This window comes from Bacteroidales bacterium (assembly GCA_021648725.1).
Taxonomy (GTDB): Bacteria; Bacteroidota; Bacteroidia; order Bacteroidales; family JAADGE01; genus JAADGE01.
This window is the reverse complement of the sequence record JAKISF010000008.1, coordinates 94,383-112,013: the sequence shown is the minus strand read 5'-3', so window position 1 is coordinate 112,013 and position 17,631 is coordinate 94,383. Positions and strand designations below refer to the sequence as shown.

General features: G+C 33.5%; 20 protein-coding genes. 4 read left to right on the top strand and 16 right to left on the bottom strand.

Translation table 11 applies throughout. From position 1 onward, the window contains the following. Positions 1-135: 135 nt before the first annotated feature. On the bottom strand, positions 136-891 hold the full coding sequence (locus L3J35_05065; GenBank protein MCF6365554.1) for a patatin-like phospholipase family protein: 756 nt from the start codon (positions 889-891) through the stop codon (positions 136-138). A gap of 135 nt (positions 892-1,026) precedes the next feature. On the opposite strand from L3J35_05065, the gene tpx reads away from it, so the two are divergent. After that, positions 1,027-1,539 carry a thiol peroxidase gene (gene tpx / locus L3J35_05060; GenBank protein ID MCF6365553.1) on the top strand — a complete coding sequence of 171 codons (513 nt, stop codon included), beginning with the start codon at positions 1,027-1,029 and terminating at the stop codon, positions 1,537-1,539. Positions 1,540-1,672: 133 nt separating this feature from the next. Then, the gene (obgE, locus tag L3J35_05055) at positions 1,673-2,665 is read left to right on the top strand and encodes a GTPase ObgE (protein MCF6365552.1); all 993 of its coding nucleotides are present in this window, start codon (positions 1,673-1,675) and stop codon (positions 2,663-2,665) included. 73 nt (positions 2,666-2,738) lie between these two features. Here obgE and atpC read toward each other — a convergent pair whose 3' ends face one another. The 15 genes from atpC to L3J35_04980 form a co-directional block, all read right to left on the bottom strand. Next, positions 2,739-2,978 (bottom strand): ATP synthase F1 subunit epsilon, encoded by a 240-nt coding sequence (gene atpC, locus L3J35_05050; GenBank protein ID MCF6365551.1) that lies wholly within the window; start codon positions 2,976-2,978, stop codon positions 2,739-2,741. Positions 2,979-2,987: 9 nt separating this feature from the next. After that, a complete protein-coding gene (atpD, locus tag L3J35_05045; GenBank protein ID MCF6365550.1) occupies positions 2,988-4,499 on the bottom strand; it encodes a F0F1 ATP synthase subunit beta in 1,512 nt (503 codons plus the stop codon). A 59-nt stretch (positions 4,500-4,558) separates the two neighbouring features. Next, positions 4,559-5,110 carry a peptidylprolyl isomerase gene (locus L3J35_05040; protein MCF6365549.1) on the bottom strand — a complete coding sequence of 184 codons (552 nt, stop codon included), beginning with the start codon at positions 5,108-5,110 and terminating at the stop codon, positions 4,559-4,561. Between the two features lie 128 nt (positions 5,111-5,238). Beyond that, complete coding sequence (gene tsf / locus L3J35_05035) at positions 5,239-6,060, bottom strand: translation elongation factor Ts (protein MCF6365548.1); 822 nt, start codon at positions 6,058-6,060, stop codon at positions 5,239-5,241. Between the two features lie 25 nt (positions 6,061-6,085). After that, on the bottom strand, positions 6,086-6,850 hold the full coding sequence (gene rpsB, locus L3J35_05030; GenBank protein ID MCF6365547.1) for a 30S ribosomal protein S2: 765 nt from the start codon (positions 6,848-6,850) through the stop codon (positions 6,086-6,088). A gap of 119 nt (positions 6,851-6,969) precedes the next feature. Continuing rightward, positions 6,970-7,356: a 30S ribosomal protein S9 gene (gene rpsI, locus L3J35_05025; protein MCF6365546.1), complete on the bottom strand. Its 387-nt coding sequence runs from the start codon at positions 7,354-7,356 to the stop codon at positions 6,970-6,972. A 3-nt stretch (positions 7,357-7,359) separates the two neighbouring features. After that, positions 7,360-7,815, bottom strand: coding sequence for a 50S ribosomal protein L13 (rplM, locus tag L3J35_05020; protein MCF6365545.1), 456 nt, complete (start codon positions 7,813-7,815; stop codon positions 7,360-7,362). 168 nt (positions 7,816-7,983) lie between these two features. After that, positions 7,984-8,979 (bottom strand): nitronate monooxygenase, encoded by a 996-nt coding sequence (locus L3J35_05015; protein ID MCF6365544.1) that lies wholly within the window; start codon positions 8,977-8,979, stop codon positions 7,984-7,986. Positions 8,980-8,992: 13 nt separating this feature from the next. Continuing rightward, on the bottom strand, positions 8,993-9,631 hold the full coding sequence (locus L3J35_05010) for a deoxynucleoside kinase (protein MCF6365543.1): 639 nt from the start codon (positions 9,629-9,631) through the stop codon (positions 8,993-8,995). A 293-nt stretch (positions 9,632-9,924) separates the two neighbouring features. After that, the gene (nqrF, locus tag L3J35_05005) at positions 9,925-11,196 is read right to left on the bottom strand and encodes an NADH:ubiquinone reductase (Na(+)-transporting) subunit F (GenBank protein ID MCF6365542.1); all 1,272 of its coding nucleotides are present in this window, start codon (positions 11,194-11,196) and stop codon (positions 9,925-9,927) included. 65 nt (positions 11,197-11,261) lie between these two features. After that, positions 11,262-11,882: an NADH:ubiquinone reductase (Na(+)-transporting) subunit E gene (gene nqrE, locus L3J35_05000; GenBank protein MCF6365541.1), complete on the bottom strand. Its 621-nt coding sequence runs from the start codon at positions 11,880-11,882 to the stop codon at positions 11,262-11,264. A gap of 73 nt (positions 11,883-11,955) precedes the next feature. Further along, entirely contained in the window at positions 11,956-12,591 is a 636-nt protein-coding gene (locus tag L3J35_04995) for an NADH:ubiquinone reductase (Na(+)-transporting) subunit D (protein ID MCF6365540.1), read from the bottom strand. A 27-nt stretch (positions 12,592-12,618) separates the two neighbouring features. Beyond that, positions 12,619-13,422, bottom strand: coding sequence for an NADH:ubiquinone reductase (Na(+)-transporting) subunit C (gene nqrC, locus L3J35_04990; protein MCF6365539.1), 804 nt, complete (start codon positions 13,420-13,422; stop codon positions 12,619-12,621). Positions 13,423-13,464: 42 nt separating this feature from the next. After that, on the bottom strand, positions 13,465-14,655 hold the full coding sequence (locus tag L3J35_04985) for an NADH:ubiquinone reductase (Na(+)-transporting) subunit B (GenBank protein MCF6365538.1): 1,191 nt from the start codon (positions 14,653-14,655) through the stop codon (positions 13,465-13,467). Positions 14,656-14,692: 37 nt separating this feature from the next. Then, positions 14,693-16,048 carry a Na(+)-translocating NADH-quinone reductase subunit A gene (locus tag L3J35_04980; GenBank protein MCF6365537.1) on the bottom strand — a complete coding sequence of 452 codons (1,356 nt, stop codon included), beginning with the start codon at positions 16,046-16,048 and terminating at the stop codon, positions 14,693-14,695. A gap of 269 nt (positions 16,049-16,317) precedes the next feature. Here L3J35_04980 and rnhA point away from each other — a divergent pair, with 269 nt between their 5' ends. Both rnhA and L3J35_04970 read left to right on the top strand, forming a co-directional pair. Next, positions 16,318-16,797 (top strand): ribonuclease HI, encoded by a 480-nt coding sequence (gene rnhA / locus L3J35_04975; protein ID MCF6365536.1) that lies wholly within the window; start codon positions 16,318-16,320, stop codon positions 16,795-16,797. Continuing rightward, positions 16,798-17,631, top strand: coding sequence for a hypothetical protein (locus tag L3J35_04970; GenBank protein MCF6365535.1), 834 nt, complete (start codon positions 16,798-16,800; stop codon positions 17,629-17,631).

Below are 17,631 nucleotides of genomic sequence, written 5' to 3'. Positions count from 1 at the left end.
CACTTGTGTAAAATATTTTAGCTGCCCACAGGCACACTATCTTTCAAATTTCTCTTATTTCGCAGTATTTATATACGACTTCAAACGAGAAACTTGAAATCTAATGCACCTGTGAGCTTTTCAGCAAGCCCTAAATTAAAAATCTTTTAAATCCAGTTTCTTAACAAAATCATATCCGATTTTAAATATTTCATCGGCCTTTTTAGTGCTGAAAATTGAATAGTACCTTAATGCAGGCGGAGCAATTAATAAATCAACAGAATTTTTTATTTCATATTTTCCTGAATTAACAGCAATATCTAAGGTTCTGGCTATAACCTGTTTAATGCCTTTAAACTTTTCGGTTTTAACAACAGGAACAATATTTACCGCAATTACCTTTTCACAAATATCTGTTAACGGTTTAACAGGAATATTATCTGTTAATCCGCCGTCAACATAAGAGCTGTTTTGTATTTTAAAAGGCTTGAATATAACGGGAATGCTTGATGACGCAATAACAAAATCCGTTAAACTTCCGGAATTATGATATTCAACCCTTCCTGTATTAAAATTTGTTACCGCAACATAAAAAGGTAATTTCAAATCTTCAATTTTATTTACTGAATAAAATTTATGAAGTGTTTTTTCCAAACCGGCAAAACTAAAAAAGCCTTCACGCGGAAACAATAAACGAGTATATTTGAAAAAACTCTTATTTTTAATTATTTCCAACGCTTCACCGGGAGTTTTTCCGTCGGCATATAAAGAACCTGCAATAGCTCCTGCACTTGTCCCTGAAATAATATCAGGTTCAATTCCCGCCTCTTTCAATGCTTCTATAACCCCTAAATGAGCAAAGCCACGAGTTCCGCCTCCTCCCAATACTAAACCTGTTTTATATTTTTTCATGTGTTTAATACTAAATTGTAAATAAATATAAGAATGCTTTAGTAAATTTCAAAAATAAGTTGTGTTTTTTTATTTTTTACGGTTTTTTTATCGTTTATTTGCATTATCTATAATCATTCTAAATAATAAAATAAGATGAAACAAAATAATATAAAAATAACTTTTGCGGGAAATCCTATGCCGCTTTCAGGACAAGAAATAAAAATAGGAGATAAAGCTCCCGATTTCACAACAGTAGGAAATGATTTAAAACCGGTAAATTTTTCTGATTATAAAGGAAAAATAAGAATTATATCAGTGTTCCCTTCATTAGACACGGGCGTTTGTGCATTGCAAAACAAAAGATTTAATCAAGAAGCTGCCGAGAATAAAGATATAGAAATAATTTCGGTTTCTGTAGATTTACCTTTTGCACAAAAACGTTTTTGCGGAGCAGAAGGAATTGATGCTGCCGTAACAGTTTCTGACCATAAAGATTTGGATTTCGGAATAAAATACGGCTTTGTAATGGAACCCCTAAGACTTTTAGCCAGAGGTGTAATTGTTGTTGATAAAGATGATACGGTAAAACATGTTGAATATGTTTCGGAAGTTACAACCGAGCCTGACTACGAAGCTGCATTAAAAGTTGCAAAAGAATTAACTTAATAAAATAGCTATTTTAAAGAAAGCCCTGATTTGAATATATAATCAGGGTTTTCTTTTGTGTCAACAAATTTTATACTTTTGTGTATTCATTTTTTACCTTTATCATAATTCTTTACCCCTTCAACTTTTATTAATGGCAGAAGCAAACTTTATAGATTACGTAAAAATACATTGTAAATCCGGAAAAGGCGGAGCAGGCTCAATGCATTTCAGAAGAGACAGATTAACCGCAAAAGGCGGACCCGACGGCGGTGACGGAGGGAGAGGAGGACATATTATAGTAAAAGGGAACAGAAATAAATTTACTTTATTACATCTTAAATATCAGAAACACATAAAAGCGGAAAGCGGAAATGCAGGTACAGGAAGTAACAGTACCGGCCTTGAAGGTAAAGACATTATTATTGAAGTTCCGCCCGGAACTGTTGTTAAAGATGCCGAAACAGATAGTTTTTTATTTGAAATAACGGAACATGATGAAGAAGAAATATTAATGAAAGCCGGAAGAGGTGGTTTGGGTAATACACATTTTAAATCTGCAACAAATCAATCTCCTCAATATGCACAACCGGGAGAAGAGGGCGAAGAAGGTTGGGTTATTTTAGAACTTAAAGTTTTGGCAGATGTCGGTTTAGTCGGATTTCCTAATGCCGGAAAATCAACTTTACTATCTGTTATTTCTGCAGCAAAACCAAAAATTGCAAACTATGAATTTACCACACTTGCTCCTAATTTAGGAATGGTTCAATACAGAAACGACCAATCTTTTGTAATGGCTGATATACCGGGAATAATTGAAGGGGCAGCAGAAGGTAAGGGCTTGGGACTTAGGTTTTTAAGGCATATTGAAAGAAACTCAGTTTTGTTGTTTATGATACCGGCAGATGCAAATGATATTAAAAAAGAATACGATATTTTATTAAATGAACTTCAAAAATACAATCCCGAACTTCTGGATAAAGAACGAATATTAGCTGTTACAAAATCAGATATGTTAGATGATGAATTGATTGAGCAAATGAAACTTGAACTGCCTGACAGTTTACCTTATATTTTTATTTCGTCAGTTGCACAAAAAGGTTTAACTGAACTTAAAGATATGCTTTGGCGAGCAATTAACATCTAAATATAACAAAAAGCGTTTACCTTTTGTTATACAAATAAACGCTTTTTGTTATATAATTTCGGGATAAGAAATTTTACATTTTTATCAGTACAATAATATTATTTTTCAAAACCTCAACAACACCGCCGGTTATTTCAAAGAACTTCTCTGTATCATCATTCTCAACAATTTTAATTTGTCCTTTTTCTAAAGTTGAAATAAGGGGGGCATGATTTTTCAAAACTCCGAACTGACCTTTACTTCCGGGTACTTTAACATACTTTACATCGTTACTGTAAAGAGTTTTTTCGGGTGTAACTATTTCTAAGAACATAGCTTAAGTTTATTGTTGGGTTTCTTTTAAGATTTTTTCTCCTTTTTCAATTGCATCTTCAATTGTTCCTACAAGATTAAATGCAGCTTCCGGATATTTATCAACTTTACCGTCAATAATCATATTAAACCCTTTTATTGTTTCTTCAATCGGAACAAGCACTCCTTTTAAACCTGTAAATTGCTCTGCAACAAAGAACGGTTGCGATAAAAATCTTTGAACACGTCTTGCTCTGTGTACTGTTAATCTGTCTTCTTCCGAAAGTTCATCCATACCGAGAATTGCAATAATATCTTGTAATTCTTTATATCGCTGAAGAATATTAATAACTCTTTGTGCCGTATTATAGTGGTCAGGACCTACAATCTCAGAGGTTAAAATTCTTGAGGAAGAATCCAAAGGATCAACAGCAGGATAAATACCGAGTTCTGCTAATTTCCTGCTTAATACAGTCGTTGCATCAAGATGTGCAAAAGTTGTTGCGGGAGCAGGATCAGTTAAATCATCGGCAGGAACATAAACAGCTTGAACTGAAGTAATAGAACCGGTTTTAGTTGATGTAATACGTTCTTGCATTCCTCCCATTTCGGTAGCTAATGTGGGTTGGTAACCTACTGCCGAAGGCATTCGCCCGAGTAAAGCCGAAACTTCCGAACCTGCTTGTGTAAACCTAAAAATATTATCAATAAAGAAAAGAATATCATTTCCTTTTCCTTTGCCGTCACCGTCTCTGAATTTTTCTGCAACTGCTAAACCTGCAAGTGCAACTCTGGCACGAGCTCCGGGAGGTTCATTCATTTGACCGAAAACCATTGATACTTGCGATTCTTTAATTCCTTCCATATCTACTTTTGAAAGATCCCATCCGCCTTTCTCCATAGACTCTTTAAATTCATCACCGTATTTTACGATTCCTGATTCAATCATTTCTCTTAAAAGGTCATTTCCTTCACGTGTTCTCTCTCCTACACCGGCAAAAACCGACATCCCTTTATAACCTTTTGCAATGTTATTTATTAATTCTTGAATTAAAACTGTTTTTCCGACACCGGCACCGCCAAATAATCCGATTTTACCGCCTTTTGCATAAGGCTCAATTAAATCAACAACTTTAATTCCTGTATAAAGCACCTCTGAAGAAGTTAATAATGTTTTATATGCAGGTGCCTCGTTATGAATAGGATAACCATCGTCTTTTTTAAGTGGAGTAAGACCGTCAATTGTGTCGCCTACAACATTCAATAATCGCCCTCTGACCTTTTCGCCTACAGGCATTTTGATAGGACTTCCTGTTGCTCTGACTTTCATTCCGCGTTCTAATCCGTCAGTTGAATCCATAGCAATGGTTCTTACGGTATTTTCACCGATATGTTGTTCTGTTTCAACAATTAAAACACTATTATCGTCTCTTATGATTTCAAGAGATTCATAAATTTCCGGAAGTTTAGAGCCGGTTTTCTCAAAGCTAACGTCAACTACGGGACCTATAACTTGAACGATTTCACCAAAATTATCAGCCATATTCTTTTCTTATTTTGAATTTCATGCAAAGATAATATTCGTATTGTAGAGAAACAAATTTATTTGTTTCTTAGTTCATTAAAAGTTTCGTAAGCATTGAATTTTTTGGCTTTCTTGCCTACTCTTAAAATTTTTACTTCGATAATTTTATCTCCTTTTACAATGCTGTTAACAACATCCATTCCTTCGGTTACATGTCCGAATATACTATGTTTATTATTAAGCCACGAGGTTTCTTTGTGCGTTATGAAAAATTGGCTTCCGTTTGTGTCCGGTCCGGCATTAGCCATTGACAAGACTCCTGCTCTGTCGTGAACCAAATCAGGATGAAACTCATCTTTAAATTTATACCCGGGTCCGCCACTTCCTGTTCCTGTCGGGTCTCCGCATTGAATCATAAAATTGTCGATAACTCTGTGAAATACTATTCCGTTGTAATAGGGTTCTCCGAGTTTTTTTGCATCATTTTTAATTGTTCCTTCTGCTAATCCTACAAAATTTGCAACGGTTAAAGGTGTTTTCTCGAATTCCAGAAATAAAATAATGTCTCCTTTATTTGTTGTTATTCGTGCATATAAGCCGTCTTCTTTCGGTAAATTCTTTTGCAGAATATTGCAAGAAGTAAAAAAGAGTACAGCAATTGTTGAAACTAAAAATATCTTTTTCATGAGTATCGTTTTTATTAAAATAAAAAGCCTGCAAATTGCAGGCTTTAAAAATATATATTTTTTCAGAATAATTATACACCAAATCGTTTAAATCCGGTAATTTTTAATTCTGCATCAGCTTCTTTTAAGAAATCTCTGATTGTTTTCTTGTTATCTTTAACCCATTTTTGATTTAATAAAGTGTTTTCTTGGAAAAATTTATTTAATCTTCCGAGAGAAATTTTCTCAGCTAAATCAGCCGGTTTACCTTCTTGAATAGCAAGTTCTTTACCAATTTCAACTTCTTTATCAATCACTTCTTGAGAAACATCATCTTTATCGAGAGCAATAGGGTTCATTGCCGCAATTTGCATCACAACATCTTTACCTACATTCTCATCAACAGCTTTGCTGAATCCTGCAATAGAAGCTAATTTATTTCCCATATGAATATATGTAGAAACAGATTCTCCTTCAATTTTACCGTAATAAGCTAATTCAACTTTTTCACCGATAACACCTGTTTGATTAATTATCTCTTCAGAAATTGTTGTTCCGTTGAAATCTTCTTTTAATAATGCTTCAAGATTTTCAGGATTTTTTTCAGTTGCAATATCAAGTATTTGATTTGCAAATTTTATGAAATCATCATTTTTAGCTACGAAATCAGTTTCGCAGTTTAATGAAATAATAACTGCTCTTTTTCCGTCAGTTGATGCTTTTGCAACAACAGCTCCTTCAGAAGCATCTCTGTCAGCACGTTTACCTGCAACTTTTTGACCTTTTTTTCTTAAAATGTCAACAGCTTCATTAAAATCACCGTTTGACTCTGTAAGAGCATTTTTACAGTCCATCATCCCTGATCCTGTCATTTTTCTAAGTTTTGCAACATCAGATGCACTTATTTTTGCCATTTTTATATCTTCTTTTTAAATATTATTAATTTTTTCTTGCTCTTGTTTTTGTTCTTGGTTTTTCAGTTTTTTCAGAGCTGTCTTCTTTTCTGTCTTTCTTTTCAGCGTTACGCTCATTCAAACCTTCTTTAACTGCTTCCGTTAATACATCAACAATTATAGAAATTGATTTTGAAGCATCATCATTTGCAGGAACAGGAAAGTCAATGCTTGGGTCAGAGTTAGTATCAACCATTGCAAAAACAGGTAAACCAAGTTTTTTTGCTTCTGCTACGGCAATATTTTCTTTATTCACATCAACTACAAAAACTGCAGAAGGAACTCTTCTCATATCCACAATACTCCCGAGGTTTTTTTCAAGTTTTGCTCTTTCTCTTGTAACTTGAAGTCTTTCTCTTTTTGAAATTTTTTCAAAAGTTCCGTCTTTTTCCATTGTATCAATGGTTTTCATCTTTTTTATTGCTTTACGTACGGTTCTGAAGTTTGTTAACATACCTCCTGACCAACGCTCAGTAATATAAGGCATTCCTGTTGCCTTAACTTTTTCTTCTACAATATCTTTTGCTTGTTTTTTTGTTGCTACAAACAAAATTTGTCTTCCCGATTTTGCAATTTGCTTCATTGCAGCAGCTGCTTCGTCAAGTTTTATCATTGTTTTGTATAAATCAATGATGTGGATTCCGTTTTGTTCCATAAAAATATAAGGAGCCATTTTAGGATTCCATTTTCTTTTCAGGTGACCGAAGTGTACACCTGCGTCAAGTAATTGTTTAAAATCTACTTTTGCCATTTTTTAAAATTAAGTTTACATTCTTTTAATAAAACAATTACCAAGTAGCGACATATTTTGCCGGTCTTGATAATTTAGATACTAAACTCAAGTAATTTATATTAAGTTCAAATCTTGTATTAACGTTTACTGAATTGGAATTTCTTACGAGCTCCCGGTTGTCCCGGTTTTTTTCTTTCTACAACACGAGAATCTCTTCTCATCAGCCCTTCTTTTTTCAAAGCAGTTTTGTCGTCGGGGTTAATTTTGACCAATGCTCTTGAAATTGCTAATCTTAATGCTTCTGCTTGACCTTTTATTCCTCCGCCTTTCAAATTTACATTTATATCATATTTTTCAGTTGCTTCAAGCAATGTAAGCGGTCTCATTATTTGATGCTTAAATTCAGAAACAGTAAAATAATCTTCAAAACTTCTTTTGTTTACCGTAATATTTCCTTTTCCGTCTTTAACATATATTCTTGCAATTGCGGCCTTTCTTCTTCCTAATGCATTAATTGTATCCATATTTTATTTAATTGAATTTATGTTTATTTTTTTAGGCTTTTGGGCTTCTTGGTTGTGCTCGACACCTTTATATACATATAGGTTTCTGTATAAAGCACTTCCTAATTTATTTTTAGGAAGCATGCCTTTAACTGCTTTTTCAACTAAAGCAATCGGTTTCTTTGCTAATAGTGCTCTCGGAGATGTAATTCTTTGTCCGCCCGGATAACCTGTATGGCTGAAGTATTGCTTATCATCCCACTTTTTACCGGTTAATTGAATTTTTTCGGCATTAATGACAACAACATTATCACCACAATCAACATGCGGTGTATAGTTTGTTTTATATTTGCCTCTGATTAGTTTTGCAACTACGGAAGCCAACCTACCTAATGTTTCTCCTTCAGCATCAACTAATAACCATTCTTTATTGACGGTCTCTTTATTGGCTGAAATTGTTTTGTAACTTAAAGTATTCACTTGTTATTATTTTATTGATTTGTACAAATTACTTGTGTGAAATTTTGGTCTGCAAAAATAGAACTATTTTATTAAACAACAATAATTATTAACAATATTTTGTCAATAAACTTATAAAAACACCGTGCCGGGCAGAATAACAAACACATACACATAAAAAACAGCACTTTAAAACATTGTGTTTTTTATGCTTTTTTCAAGCTCTGTTTTAAAATTATTTATTATTTTGTTAATCGGAAGGATTTCATCTATAAATTCAACTGATTTTCCGGCAATCCAAAGGTTTTTATAGTTTCCGGGCTTAACTGATTTTTCAAGTTTTTTCATCCCCTTTACTTGAATAAGCATTTTAAAATACTTTTTTGTTCTCGGGTTTTTTGACAGCACTCTCTCAAACCAATTCTGTTTGTATCCTATTTTTTTGGCGTAAGGGGTATTTATTATTGAACTCGGTGTTCCCGAAAGGCGTTCTGTCATAACAATATCTTCGGATTTTGCATTAACTATTGCTTCTTTATACTCCTGTGATACAGGAGCTTCTACGGATGCAATAAACTTTGTTCCTATTGATGCTCCGTCGGCACCCAAAACTAAAACTGAATGTAAACCGGTTCCTGTGCTTATTCCTCCTGCTGCAATAATCGGAAAATCTTCGAATTTTTTCTTTAATGCAGGAATGAGAATTTGTAAAGGATCGGGACCTGCATGTCCGCCGGCTCCTTGACCGACAGCAATAATTCCGTCAGCACCGAGATTATATACTTTTTCGGCATGTGTTAAATTGGTAACATCACAAAATACTTTTGCACCGTATTTATGTGCTTTTTCAATAACTTCGTTAGGATTACCCAATGACGTTATGTAAAAAGGGACTTTGTTTTTTACACAAATTTCCAAATGTTTTTTATAATACGGATTTGATTTTTGAGTAATTAAATTTACTCCGTATGTTCCGGGGTTTTCAGTATTGTTTATATATGTGTTAATTTCTGTAAGAGCAGTTTCTAATTTTTCCGACTCTCGATAGTTTAAGGTAGGGAAAGTTCCTATTATTCTGTTCAAAATTGCAGCTTTCACCATGTTTGTGTCTGAAACTAAAAACATGGGAGCCATTATTATCGGCATGTCAATATTAAACAGTTTTGTAAGTTTTGTTGAAATCATTTAAAGTACATGTTTAGAAGATACCGTATAATTCTGCATCAATTTTATCTATCACTTTACTCAGGTCTTTAGGGTTATTAGCAAAATCTGTATCATTTACATCAAGAATCATAAGTTTTCCGAGATTATAATCCGTTATCCAAGCTTCATACCTTTCATTAAGGCGTGTAAGATAATCAAGCCTGATTGTATTTTCATAATCTCGACCTCTGCTTTGAATTTGTTTAACTAATTTCGGAACACCTGCTCGTAAATAAATTAATAAATCCGGCGGTTGAACGAGAGAACTCATCAGTTTAAACAAACTTTGGTAGTTTTCAAAATCTCTTGTGGGCATTAATCCCATATCGTGAAGGTTAGGGGCAAAAATACGTGCATCTTCATAAATTGTTCTGTCTTGTATTACTGTATTTCCTGATTTTCTGATATCTAAAACTTGGTTGAAACGACTGTTTAAAAAATATACTTGTAAGCTGAAAGACCATCTTTGCATATCTTCATAAAAATCATTTAAATACGGATTTTTATCAGCATCTTCAAAGTGTGCATCCCATCTGTAATGCTTTGCCAATAAATCTGTCAGTGTTGTTTTGCCGGAGCCTATATTCCCCGAAATTGCTATATGCCTGCTGTTTTCTTTGCTGTTATACATTTTTTATGCCTATAATTTTTGTGAACTATAAAGATATGGAATAAATGATTTCTAACAGAATTTTTTTGTTAATTGTTAATAAAAAAAAGGGACAAATAAAAATTGTTCCCCTTTAAATTTCATTAAATTATTGGTTGTTAATAAGAATCGGATAAAGTGTTTGCCCAAGTATAAAAATACGGGGCTGTAATGTTACAAAGAACATTGTATTATTCAACACATTATCGGATTTTAAATAAAAAACGCACCTTATATTTATTAAGATGCGCTTATTATTTTAATTAAAAATATTGTTATGCTCCGAAATCGTCAAACATAATATTTTCTTTCGGGACACCGAGATTATATAACATTTTTTCTACTGCTGAGTTCATCATCGGCGGACCGCATAGATAGTATTCAATTTCTTCCGGTTCTTCATGATCTTTTAAATAGTTATCATATATTACTTGATGAATAAATCCGGTTGCTCCTGTCCATTTATCCTCTTCCATCGGTTCTGAAAGAGCTAAACTCCAATCAAAATTTTCGTTTTCTTCTGATATCTTATCAAAATGTTCTTGGTAGAAGACCTCTCTTAAAGAACGAGCTCCGTACCAAAATGTAGCTTTACGTTTAGTTTTTTGAGTTTGGAATTGATCGAAAATATGTGAACGCATAGGAGCCATTCCTGCACCTCCGCCTATAAACATCATTTCGTTTTGGGTATCTTTAATGAAGAACTCTCCGTACGGTCCTGAAACCGTAACTTTATCTCCCGGTTTAAGAGAGAATATGTATGAAGAACAAATTCCCGGGTTAACATTCATAAAAGCATTTTTACTTCTGTCCCAAGGCGGGGTTGCAATACGAATATTCAACATAACGATATTCCCTTCGGCAGGATGATTTGCCATTGAATATGCTCTGTATGTTTCCTCCGGATTTTTCATTTGTAAAGCCCACATATCAAACTTATCCCAATCTTCATGGTATTCTTTTTCAATATCAAAATCTTTGAAATCAACGGTAATTTTAGGCACATCTATTTGTATGTAACCGCCTGATTTGAAATCCAAAGTTTCGCCTTCAGGAAGTTTAACAACAAATTCTTTGATAAAAGTGGCAACATTTTCGTTAGAAACAACTTCACATTCCCATTTCTTGATACCGAGAATCTCTTGTTCTATTTCAATTTTCATGTCTTCTTTTACTTTAACTTGACATGCCAATCGCTTGCTTTCTTTAATTTCTTTACGTGTAAAGAACGGTTTTTCAGTCGGAAGAATTTCTCCTCCGCCTTCATGAATTTCACAAATACACATACCGCATGTTCCTCCGCCTCCGCAAGCAGAAGGCAGTAATATTTTTTGATTCTGTAAGGTATTCAACAATGTACTTCCGGCTGATACCTCGTATTGATGTTCTTCATCATCATTTATATTAAGCTTTACATTACCGCCGGGGAGTAATTTTGCTTTTGCAAAAAGAAGAATTGCAACTAAGAGTATTATCATAGTTAAAAACGCTGCAATACTTATTATTAAAACAGTTGACAAATCGGGTGTTGTTTGAAGTAGTATCATTTTGTTATTTATATTTATTTTATGATTACCGTTTATTACAATAATCAATTTCTAATAATCAATTTCTAAAGTTTAATTCCCATAAAAGTCATAAATGCAATTCCCATAATACCGGTTGCAATAAAAGTAATACCAAGTCCTCTTAAAGGAGCCGGAACATTTGAATACCTTATTTTTTCTCTGATTGCAGCAATTCCGATGATAGCAATTAACCATCCGATACCTGAACCAAGCCCGTATACAGTAGCTTCTCCGACAGATGCTAATTCTCTTTCTTGCATAAATAATGAACCTCCCAAAATTGCACAGTTAACTGCAATTAAAGGTAGAAATATACCAAGTGAAGAATATAATGCCGGTGCAAATTTTTCAACAATCATTTCAACTAATTGTACCATTGATGCGATTACGGCAATAAACATGATGAAACTTAAGAAACTTAAATCAACATCTAAAGCTTTTGCTCCGATTAGCCATTCTAAAGCACCTTTTTTTAAGATATATTCGTTTAAAAGCCAATCAACAGGAACCGTAATTACCAAAACAAAGATAACTGCTAATCCTAAGCCCATTGCTGTTTTTACAGTTTTAGAAACTGCCAAATATGAACACATGCCTAAGAAGAAGGCAAAAACCATATTTTCAACAAAAATTGACCTTACAAAGAGATTTAATAAGTCTTGCATTTTATATATTTTTTAATTTCTTTAAATGTTTTAAAATTAACTGTTATGCGAATCAGTAACACTGAAATTTTATCTAATTTTCTTCAATAAGTTCACGAGTTCTTGCTCTTTGAACCCAAATTATGACACCGACTACAATAAGAGCCATCGGCGGAAGAATCATTAATCCGTTATTTTGATACCCGAAATCATAAAAGCCTTGCGGAATAATTTGAAGTTCTCCAAGCCCGGGAAGAGTTAAAGTTCCTGCACCGAACAGCTCTCTTACGGCAGCAATTATTATCATTATAACAGCATAACCCGCTCCGTTACCGACACCATCTAAAAAAGACGCATACGGTTTATTTCCTAAAGCAAAGGCTTCTAAACGCCCCATTATGATACAATTTGTAATAATTAACCCTACAAAAACAGATAATTGCTTACTTACGTCATACAAATATGCTTTTAAAACTTGGTCAACTAATATAACAAGGGCTGCAATGATAACCAACTGAACAATAATTCTTATTCTTGAGGGAATTGTATTTCGTAATAATGATATAATAACATTTGCAAATGCCATTACAAAAAGAACAGATACAGACATTACAATTGCCGGTTCCAATTTTACAGTTACCGCAAGAGCTGAACATATACCGAGTACTTGAACAGTAATCGGATTGTTTAAGTTAATCGGTCCGGATAATAATTTTGAATTTTTACTCATCTTGATTTTATTTCTGATGTTATATTATTACTTTTTATTCTTTTTCAAAAAGGCTTCATAATTATACAGCCATTCTTCTTTTAACATTCTCTCAAGTCCTTTGCTTGTAATTGTTCCGCCTGAAATAGCATCACAACCGTGCTCTGAATCACCGGCTAATACAGCTGAGCCCTTTCCCCCTTTATATAGTGTAATTGAAACAAATTCATCTCCTTCAAATAGTGTTTTGCCTGAAAAAGGTTGCTCAAACCAATCTTTATTAATATCAGCTCCGAGTCCGGGAGTTTCGGCTTTGTGGTCGAAAACCGCACCGTAAATCGTATTGAAATCATTATCTAAAGCAATGTACCCCCAAATCGGACCCCAAAGTCCTTTTCCTTGCAAAGGAAAAATGTAATGAATATCTCCGTCCTTTTCACAAACATAAACAGGCAAGTTAAGCGATGCTCTTAATGAATTAAGTTCATCTTGCAGTTTTGCCTTCTCCGACCCTTCAGCTGTCTGCAACTTGTTTTTTAATGCTTTTATTTTAAAGGTTTTGCGACTTTCTTTTTTCATGTTAACATCAAACCCTTTGCCTTCTTTTCGTTCTCCGTTAATATCTACAACAAAATCTTCCTGAACATATTTAGCATAAAGTTCTGATGCGTTTTCAACCGTAGGATTAAACCCCACAGATTGTAAAATATTTTGCATCTTTTCAACTTTAACATTTTGTTCTTGCAAAGGTTGAAGTTGTATTGCCGTAAATGCAAGTGCGGCAGCAACAACAATAACTAATACTGCTGCGTATATAAATGTATATAAATTGCCGTTTGTATCTATTTTCATCTTGATTATTTTTATATTGTTATGTGTTAATTTGCAATTAGTTTATTTGCCGGCAACTTTAATTCGTTTTAAGCGTTTTTTAACATTTCCCCGAACAACATAGTGGTCAATTAAAGGAGCCATAACATTCATAAGTAGTATTGCCATCATAACACCTTCGGGGTATGCCGGGTTAAGAACTCTTACAAGAATTGCAATAAAGCCGGTTAAAAAACCGTATATCCATTTTCCTTTTGTGGTTTGAGCAGCTGTAACGGGGTCGGTTGCCATAAATACCATACCGAAAGCAAAGCCGCCGAGAAGAAGGTGATCGTAAAAAGGTATAGCCATTACAGGGTTTGTATCTGTTGCAAAAGTATTCAGCAACAAACCCATAACGGCACCTCCTGCAAATGCGGAAAGCATAATTTTCCAACTTGCAACTCCGGTAAACAGAAGAATAATTGCACCCAATAAAATCATTAGTGTTGAAGTTTCTCCTATTGAGCCCGGTATCCACCCCATAAAATAATCAAATGTTGACAAACTGTGTCCTGCACCGTCAACAATATTTGCACCGTTTTCAACAGCTTGTCCCAGAGGCGTTGCTCCGGAAAAACCGTCAATTATACCGTTCCCTTCTGTTAATCTTGAAATCCAGACTTTATCTCCGGACATTTTTGAAGGATATGCAAAGAATAAGAATGCTCTTGCAAGCAATGCCGGGTTTGCTATATTCATTCCGGTTCCGCCAAATACTTCTTTACCTATAATAACAGCAAAAATTGTTGCAACTGCTACCATCCATAATGGAGTGTCAACAGGAATAATGAGAGGAATTAATATTCCTGAAACAAGGAAACCCTCTTCAATTTCTTTTCGTTTGATATGAACAAAAACAAACTCTGTTCCGAGACCGGCAACATAAGAAACAACGACAATCGGAAGAACTCTTATTAATCCGTGTCCGAAAGCTTGCCAAATACCTGCATCAGTTCCTATTGATAAAAAATATTGGTGTCCGACATTCCACATTCCGAAAAGCATGGCCGGAATTACAGCTAAAACAACAACACTCATTAAACGTTTTGAGTCCATTGCATCTCTTATGTGTGCTCCTTTTTTTGGTGTTGTATTTCCCGGAACAAATAAGAATGTTTCAAAACTTTCAAAAACAGCTCCCCACCTTTCGTGTTTTCCGCCTTTTTCAAAGTTAGGTTTTATTTTTTCAATGTATCTGTGTAAACCTTTCATGTCTTAAAATTGACTGGTGTATATTTATTTTAATTAATTATCCGAGTTCTTTTATTGCAAACTCAAATCCTTCCCTTATGCTTTTTTGAATTTCAATTTTTGAAGTGTTAATTACTTCACATAAAGCAAAATCTTCTTCTGCAATTTCATAAATCCCGAGTTCTTCCATTAAATCAAGATCTTTTATATGGATTGCTTTCAGTAATTGCATCGGAAAAATATCCATCGGAAAAACTTTTTCCATCTCACCTGTTACAATAAACGGTCTTTCTCCTCCGTGAAGTTTTGTATCTATAACTCGCTCTTTTTTTGGTTTTAACCAAGAGAAAAAAGCTCTTGAAACACTAAACTTTCCGAATCCGGGCATTCCCCAGCCTAAAAACTCAGCTTTATTCCCTTCCGGGATAACCGTAACAACATTATCATAAAATCCGACATAGTTTTTTTCAGAAACACGTTCTCCCGTAAGAACATTTCCGGATATAATTCTTATGTCACTATCGGTAGTCTTGAGATTATCTTTTATAATATCTGAAATAGGTGCCCCTATTAAAGTATTGTAATATTTTGGATTTTTAACTTCGGAACCGGCTAATGCAATGGTTCTTCTTGCATCATATTTTCCTGTTTCAAATAATCGACCAATAATAATAACATCGGCAGCACTGAGTGTCCAAACAGTTTCACCTTTATTGACGGGTTTAATTTTATTTATTTGAACACCTACGTTTCCTGCAGGATGCGGACCTGAAAATTCATATTTTTCCACATTTGCAGTATTTGTATAAGGTGTTGAAAGTTCTCCGGCTTTTATTCCGAGATATACTTTTCCGTCGGTTAATTTTTTCAGGGCATTAACACCTGTTTGGAATTCAGAAAAGTTATCTTTTACCACAAAATCAAGATTTGCAGCAAGAGGAGCAGAGTCAAAAGATGTAATAAAGATGTCTCTGGGAACTTCATTTGTATCTGCAATTACCGCAAAAGGTCTTTGTTTTATAAAAGGCCAACAACCACTTTTTAATATATTATCTTTTATTTCCTCTCTGTTTAAATCTTTCGGTTTTGCCTGTCTAAATGTTTCGTATTCATTTTTATCGTTTGTTTCAATTACAAACTCTAATATTCTTCTCCTTTCACCTCTGTTTACGGCAAAAAGTTTTCCGCTTACGGGTGAAGTAAAAACAACATCAGGATTATATTTATCATAAAACAAAGTGGTTCCGGCTTTAACATCAACACCGGATTTTGAAACAACTTTTGGTGTAATACCGGGAAAATCTGTCGGCTTTACGGCAAAATATTTAGATAACGGTAACTTAGTTACTTCTTTTTCTGCAGAACCGACCAATTTTATGTCTAAACCTTTTTTAATTTTTATTACTTTTGACATAATATCAAGATGTATATTTAAATTTTTTCTCAAAAGTATTAATTTTTGTAAAATTGACAAGTTGAATATTTTCCTCTATCTCGATGATATTTGTAATATTCAGTATTACAGCAAAGTATAATCTGCGTTTTTTTTGATTTATGCTCTAAAACACAACTGTAAAATATTAAAGATGTCATATACCGGTCCGATAATAATATCTTAATTAATAAAAGTGTGAGAAACTTATAGTTGTTTTACCAATATTTGATTTCTTTGCAGTTATAAATATGAATCTGAAAATTAATATATATACCGATGGAGCTGCAAGAGGAAACCCCGGACCGGGAGGTTACGGAACTGTACTTTTGGCAGGAAAATACAGAAAAGAATTGTCTGAAGGGTTCAAGCTTACTACAAATAACAGAATGGAACTTTTAGCTGTAATTAAGGGTTTGGAAGAGTTAAAAAAAGCAGGAAGCAATGTTGATATATTCTCAGATTCTAAATATGTTGTTGATGCAGTAGAAAAATCCTGGCTTTTTAATTGGGAAAAAAAGGGTTTTAAGAATAAAAAGAATTCGGATCTTTGGAAACGTTTTTTGATTATTTACAGAAAGCATAATGTAAAACTTACATGGATTAAAGGTCATGCAAATATTCCGGAAAATGAGAGGTGTGATTATTTGGCAGTTGAAGCATCAAAAAAGCCGGATTTACAAGCAGACGTAGGTTATGAGGAAATAAATTCTGACAACAAGCTGTTTTAAATGAGAAATAAGTTACACCTTATATATATACTACTTTTGTTTTCACAGATTTCATTCTCACAAGATATATTCAATACAGAAAATTCGATTATATATGCAAATCATTTATTTAAAGTAAGAGATTTTAATTCTGCAGTTAAAGAATATGAGCAACTTTTAAATATTTTTCCTGAAAATGAAGAATACTTTAACAGATTAATTCTTTCATACTTAAATTTGAACAAACCTTCTGTTGCCGTAAATAAAATCAAAGACAAATTCGGAGAAGATTTTAAATCATATTCCGTTGATATTCTGAAATCTTACATTCAATTATTAATTTTATCGGAGCAATATAAATTATGCCGTAAAGTTATTAAAGAACAAACACAACTTTCAAAACAAGAAAGGGCAGAATATGTTTTGGCTCTTTTACTAATAGAACATAAATCAAAGGATGCAAAAGGATTTATTAATACCGTAACCCGTTTTGGGAATCCCGGTGTTAAGTTCACAGAATTATCTGAACTATATGAAAATAAAAAAAAAGTAAAGTATAAAAACCCTATTCTTGCATCTGTTTTATCAATTATTATTCCCGGGCTGGGTAAAATATATTCAAATGACACTAAAAACGGGGTCAGTAATTTTTCAATAATCGGTTTATATACTTGGCAATCATACAGAGGATTTAAACTTGAAAGCATTAAAAGTGTTTACGGTTGGGGGTTCGGAGCTTTAGCAACCGGGTTTTATATAGGAAACATATTTGGTGCAGCAGAATCTGCCAAAAGAGAAAATAATTTTAATAATAGAAAAGTTAAAGAAAAAGTAATTCAAATAATCTCAGATTAA

Bases quoted from the DNA above. Each gene is read 5' to 3' on its own strand.
- L3J35_05065 (MCF6365554.1), bottom strand. From the start codon at position 891: ATGAAAAAATATAAAACAGGTTTAGTATTGGGAGGAGGCGGAACTCGT.
- tpx (MCF6365553.1), top strand. From the start codon at position 1,027: ATGAAACAAAATAATATAAAAATAACTTTTGCGGGAAATCCTATGCCG.
- obgE (MCF6365552.1), top strand. From the start codon at position 1,673: ATGGCAGAAGCAAACTTTATAGATTACGTAAAAATACATTGTAAATCC.
- atpC (MCF6365551.1), bottom strand. From the start codon at position 2,978: ATGTTCTTAGAAATAGTTACACCCGAAAAAACTCTTTACAGTAACGAT.
- atpD (MCF6365550.1), bottom strand. From the start codon at position 4,499: ATGGCTGATAATTTTGGTGAAATCGTTCAAGTTATAGGTCCCGTAGTT.
- tsf (MCF6365548.1), bottom strand. From the start codon at position 6,060: ATGGCAAAAATAAGTGCATCTGATGTTGCAAAACTTAGAAAAATGACA.
- rpsB (MCF6365547.1), bottom strand. From the start codon at position 6,850: ATGGCAAAAGTAGATTTTAAACAATTACTTGACGCAGGTGTACACTTC.
- rpsI (MCF6365546.1), bottom strand. From the start codon at position 7,356: ATGGATACAATTAATGCATTAGGAAGAAGAAAGGCCGCAATTGCAAGA.
- L3J35_05015 (MCF6365544.1), bottom strand. From the start codon at position 8,979: ATGATTTCAACAAAACTTACAAAACTGTTTAATATTGACATGCCGATA.
- L3J35_05010 (MCF6365543.1), bottom strand. From the start codon at position 9,631: ATGTATAACAGCAAAGAAAACAGCAGGCATATAGCAATTTCGGGGAAT.
- nqrF (MCF6365542.1), bottom strand. From the start codon at position 11,196: ATGATACTACTTCAAACAACACCCGATTTGTCAACTGTTTTAATAATA.
- nqrE (MCF6365541.1), bottom strand. From the start codon at position 11,882: ATGCAAGACTTATTAAATCTCTTTGTAAGGTCAATTTTTGTTGAAAAT.
- L3J35_04995 (MCF6365540.1), bottom strand. From the start codon at position 12,591: ATGAGTAAAAATTCAAAATTATTATCCGGACCGATTAACTTAAACAAT.
- nqrC (MCF6365539.1), bottom strand. From the start codon at position 13,422: ATGAAAATAGATACAAACGGCAATTTATATACATTTATATACGCAGCA.
- L3J35_04985 (MCF6365538.1), bottom strand. From the start codon at position 14,655: ATGAAAGGTTTACACAGATACATTGAAAAAATAAAACCTAACTTTGAA.
- L3J35_04980 (MCF6365537.1), bottom strand. From the start codon at position 16,048: ATGTCAAAAGTAATAAAAATTAAAAAAGGTTTAGACATAAAATTGGTC.
- rnhA (MCF6365536.1), top strand. From the start codon at position 16,318: ATGAATCTGAAAATTAATATATATACCGATGGAGCTGCAAGAGGAAAC.
- L3J35_04970 (MCF6365535.1), top strand. From the start codon at position 16,798: ATGAGAAATAAGTTACACCTTATATATATACTACTTTTGTTTTCACAG.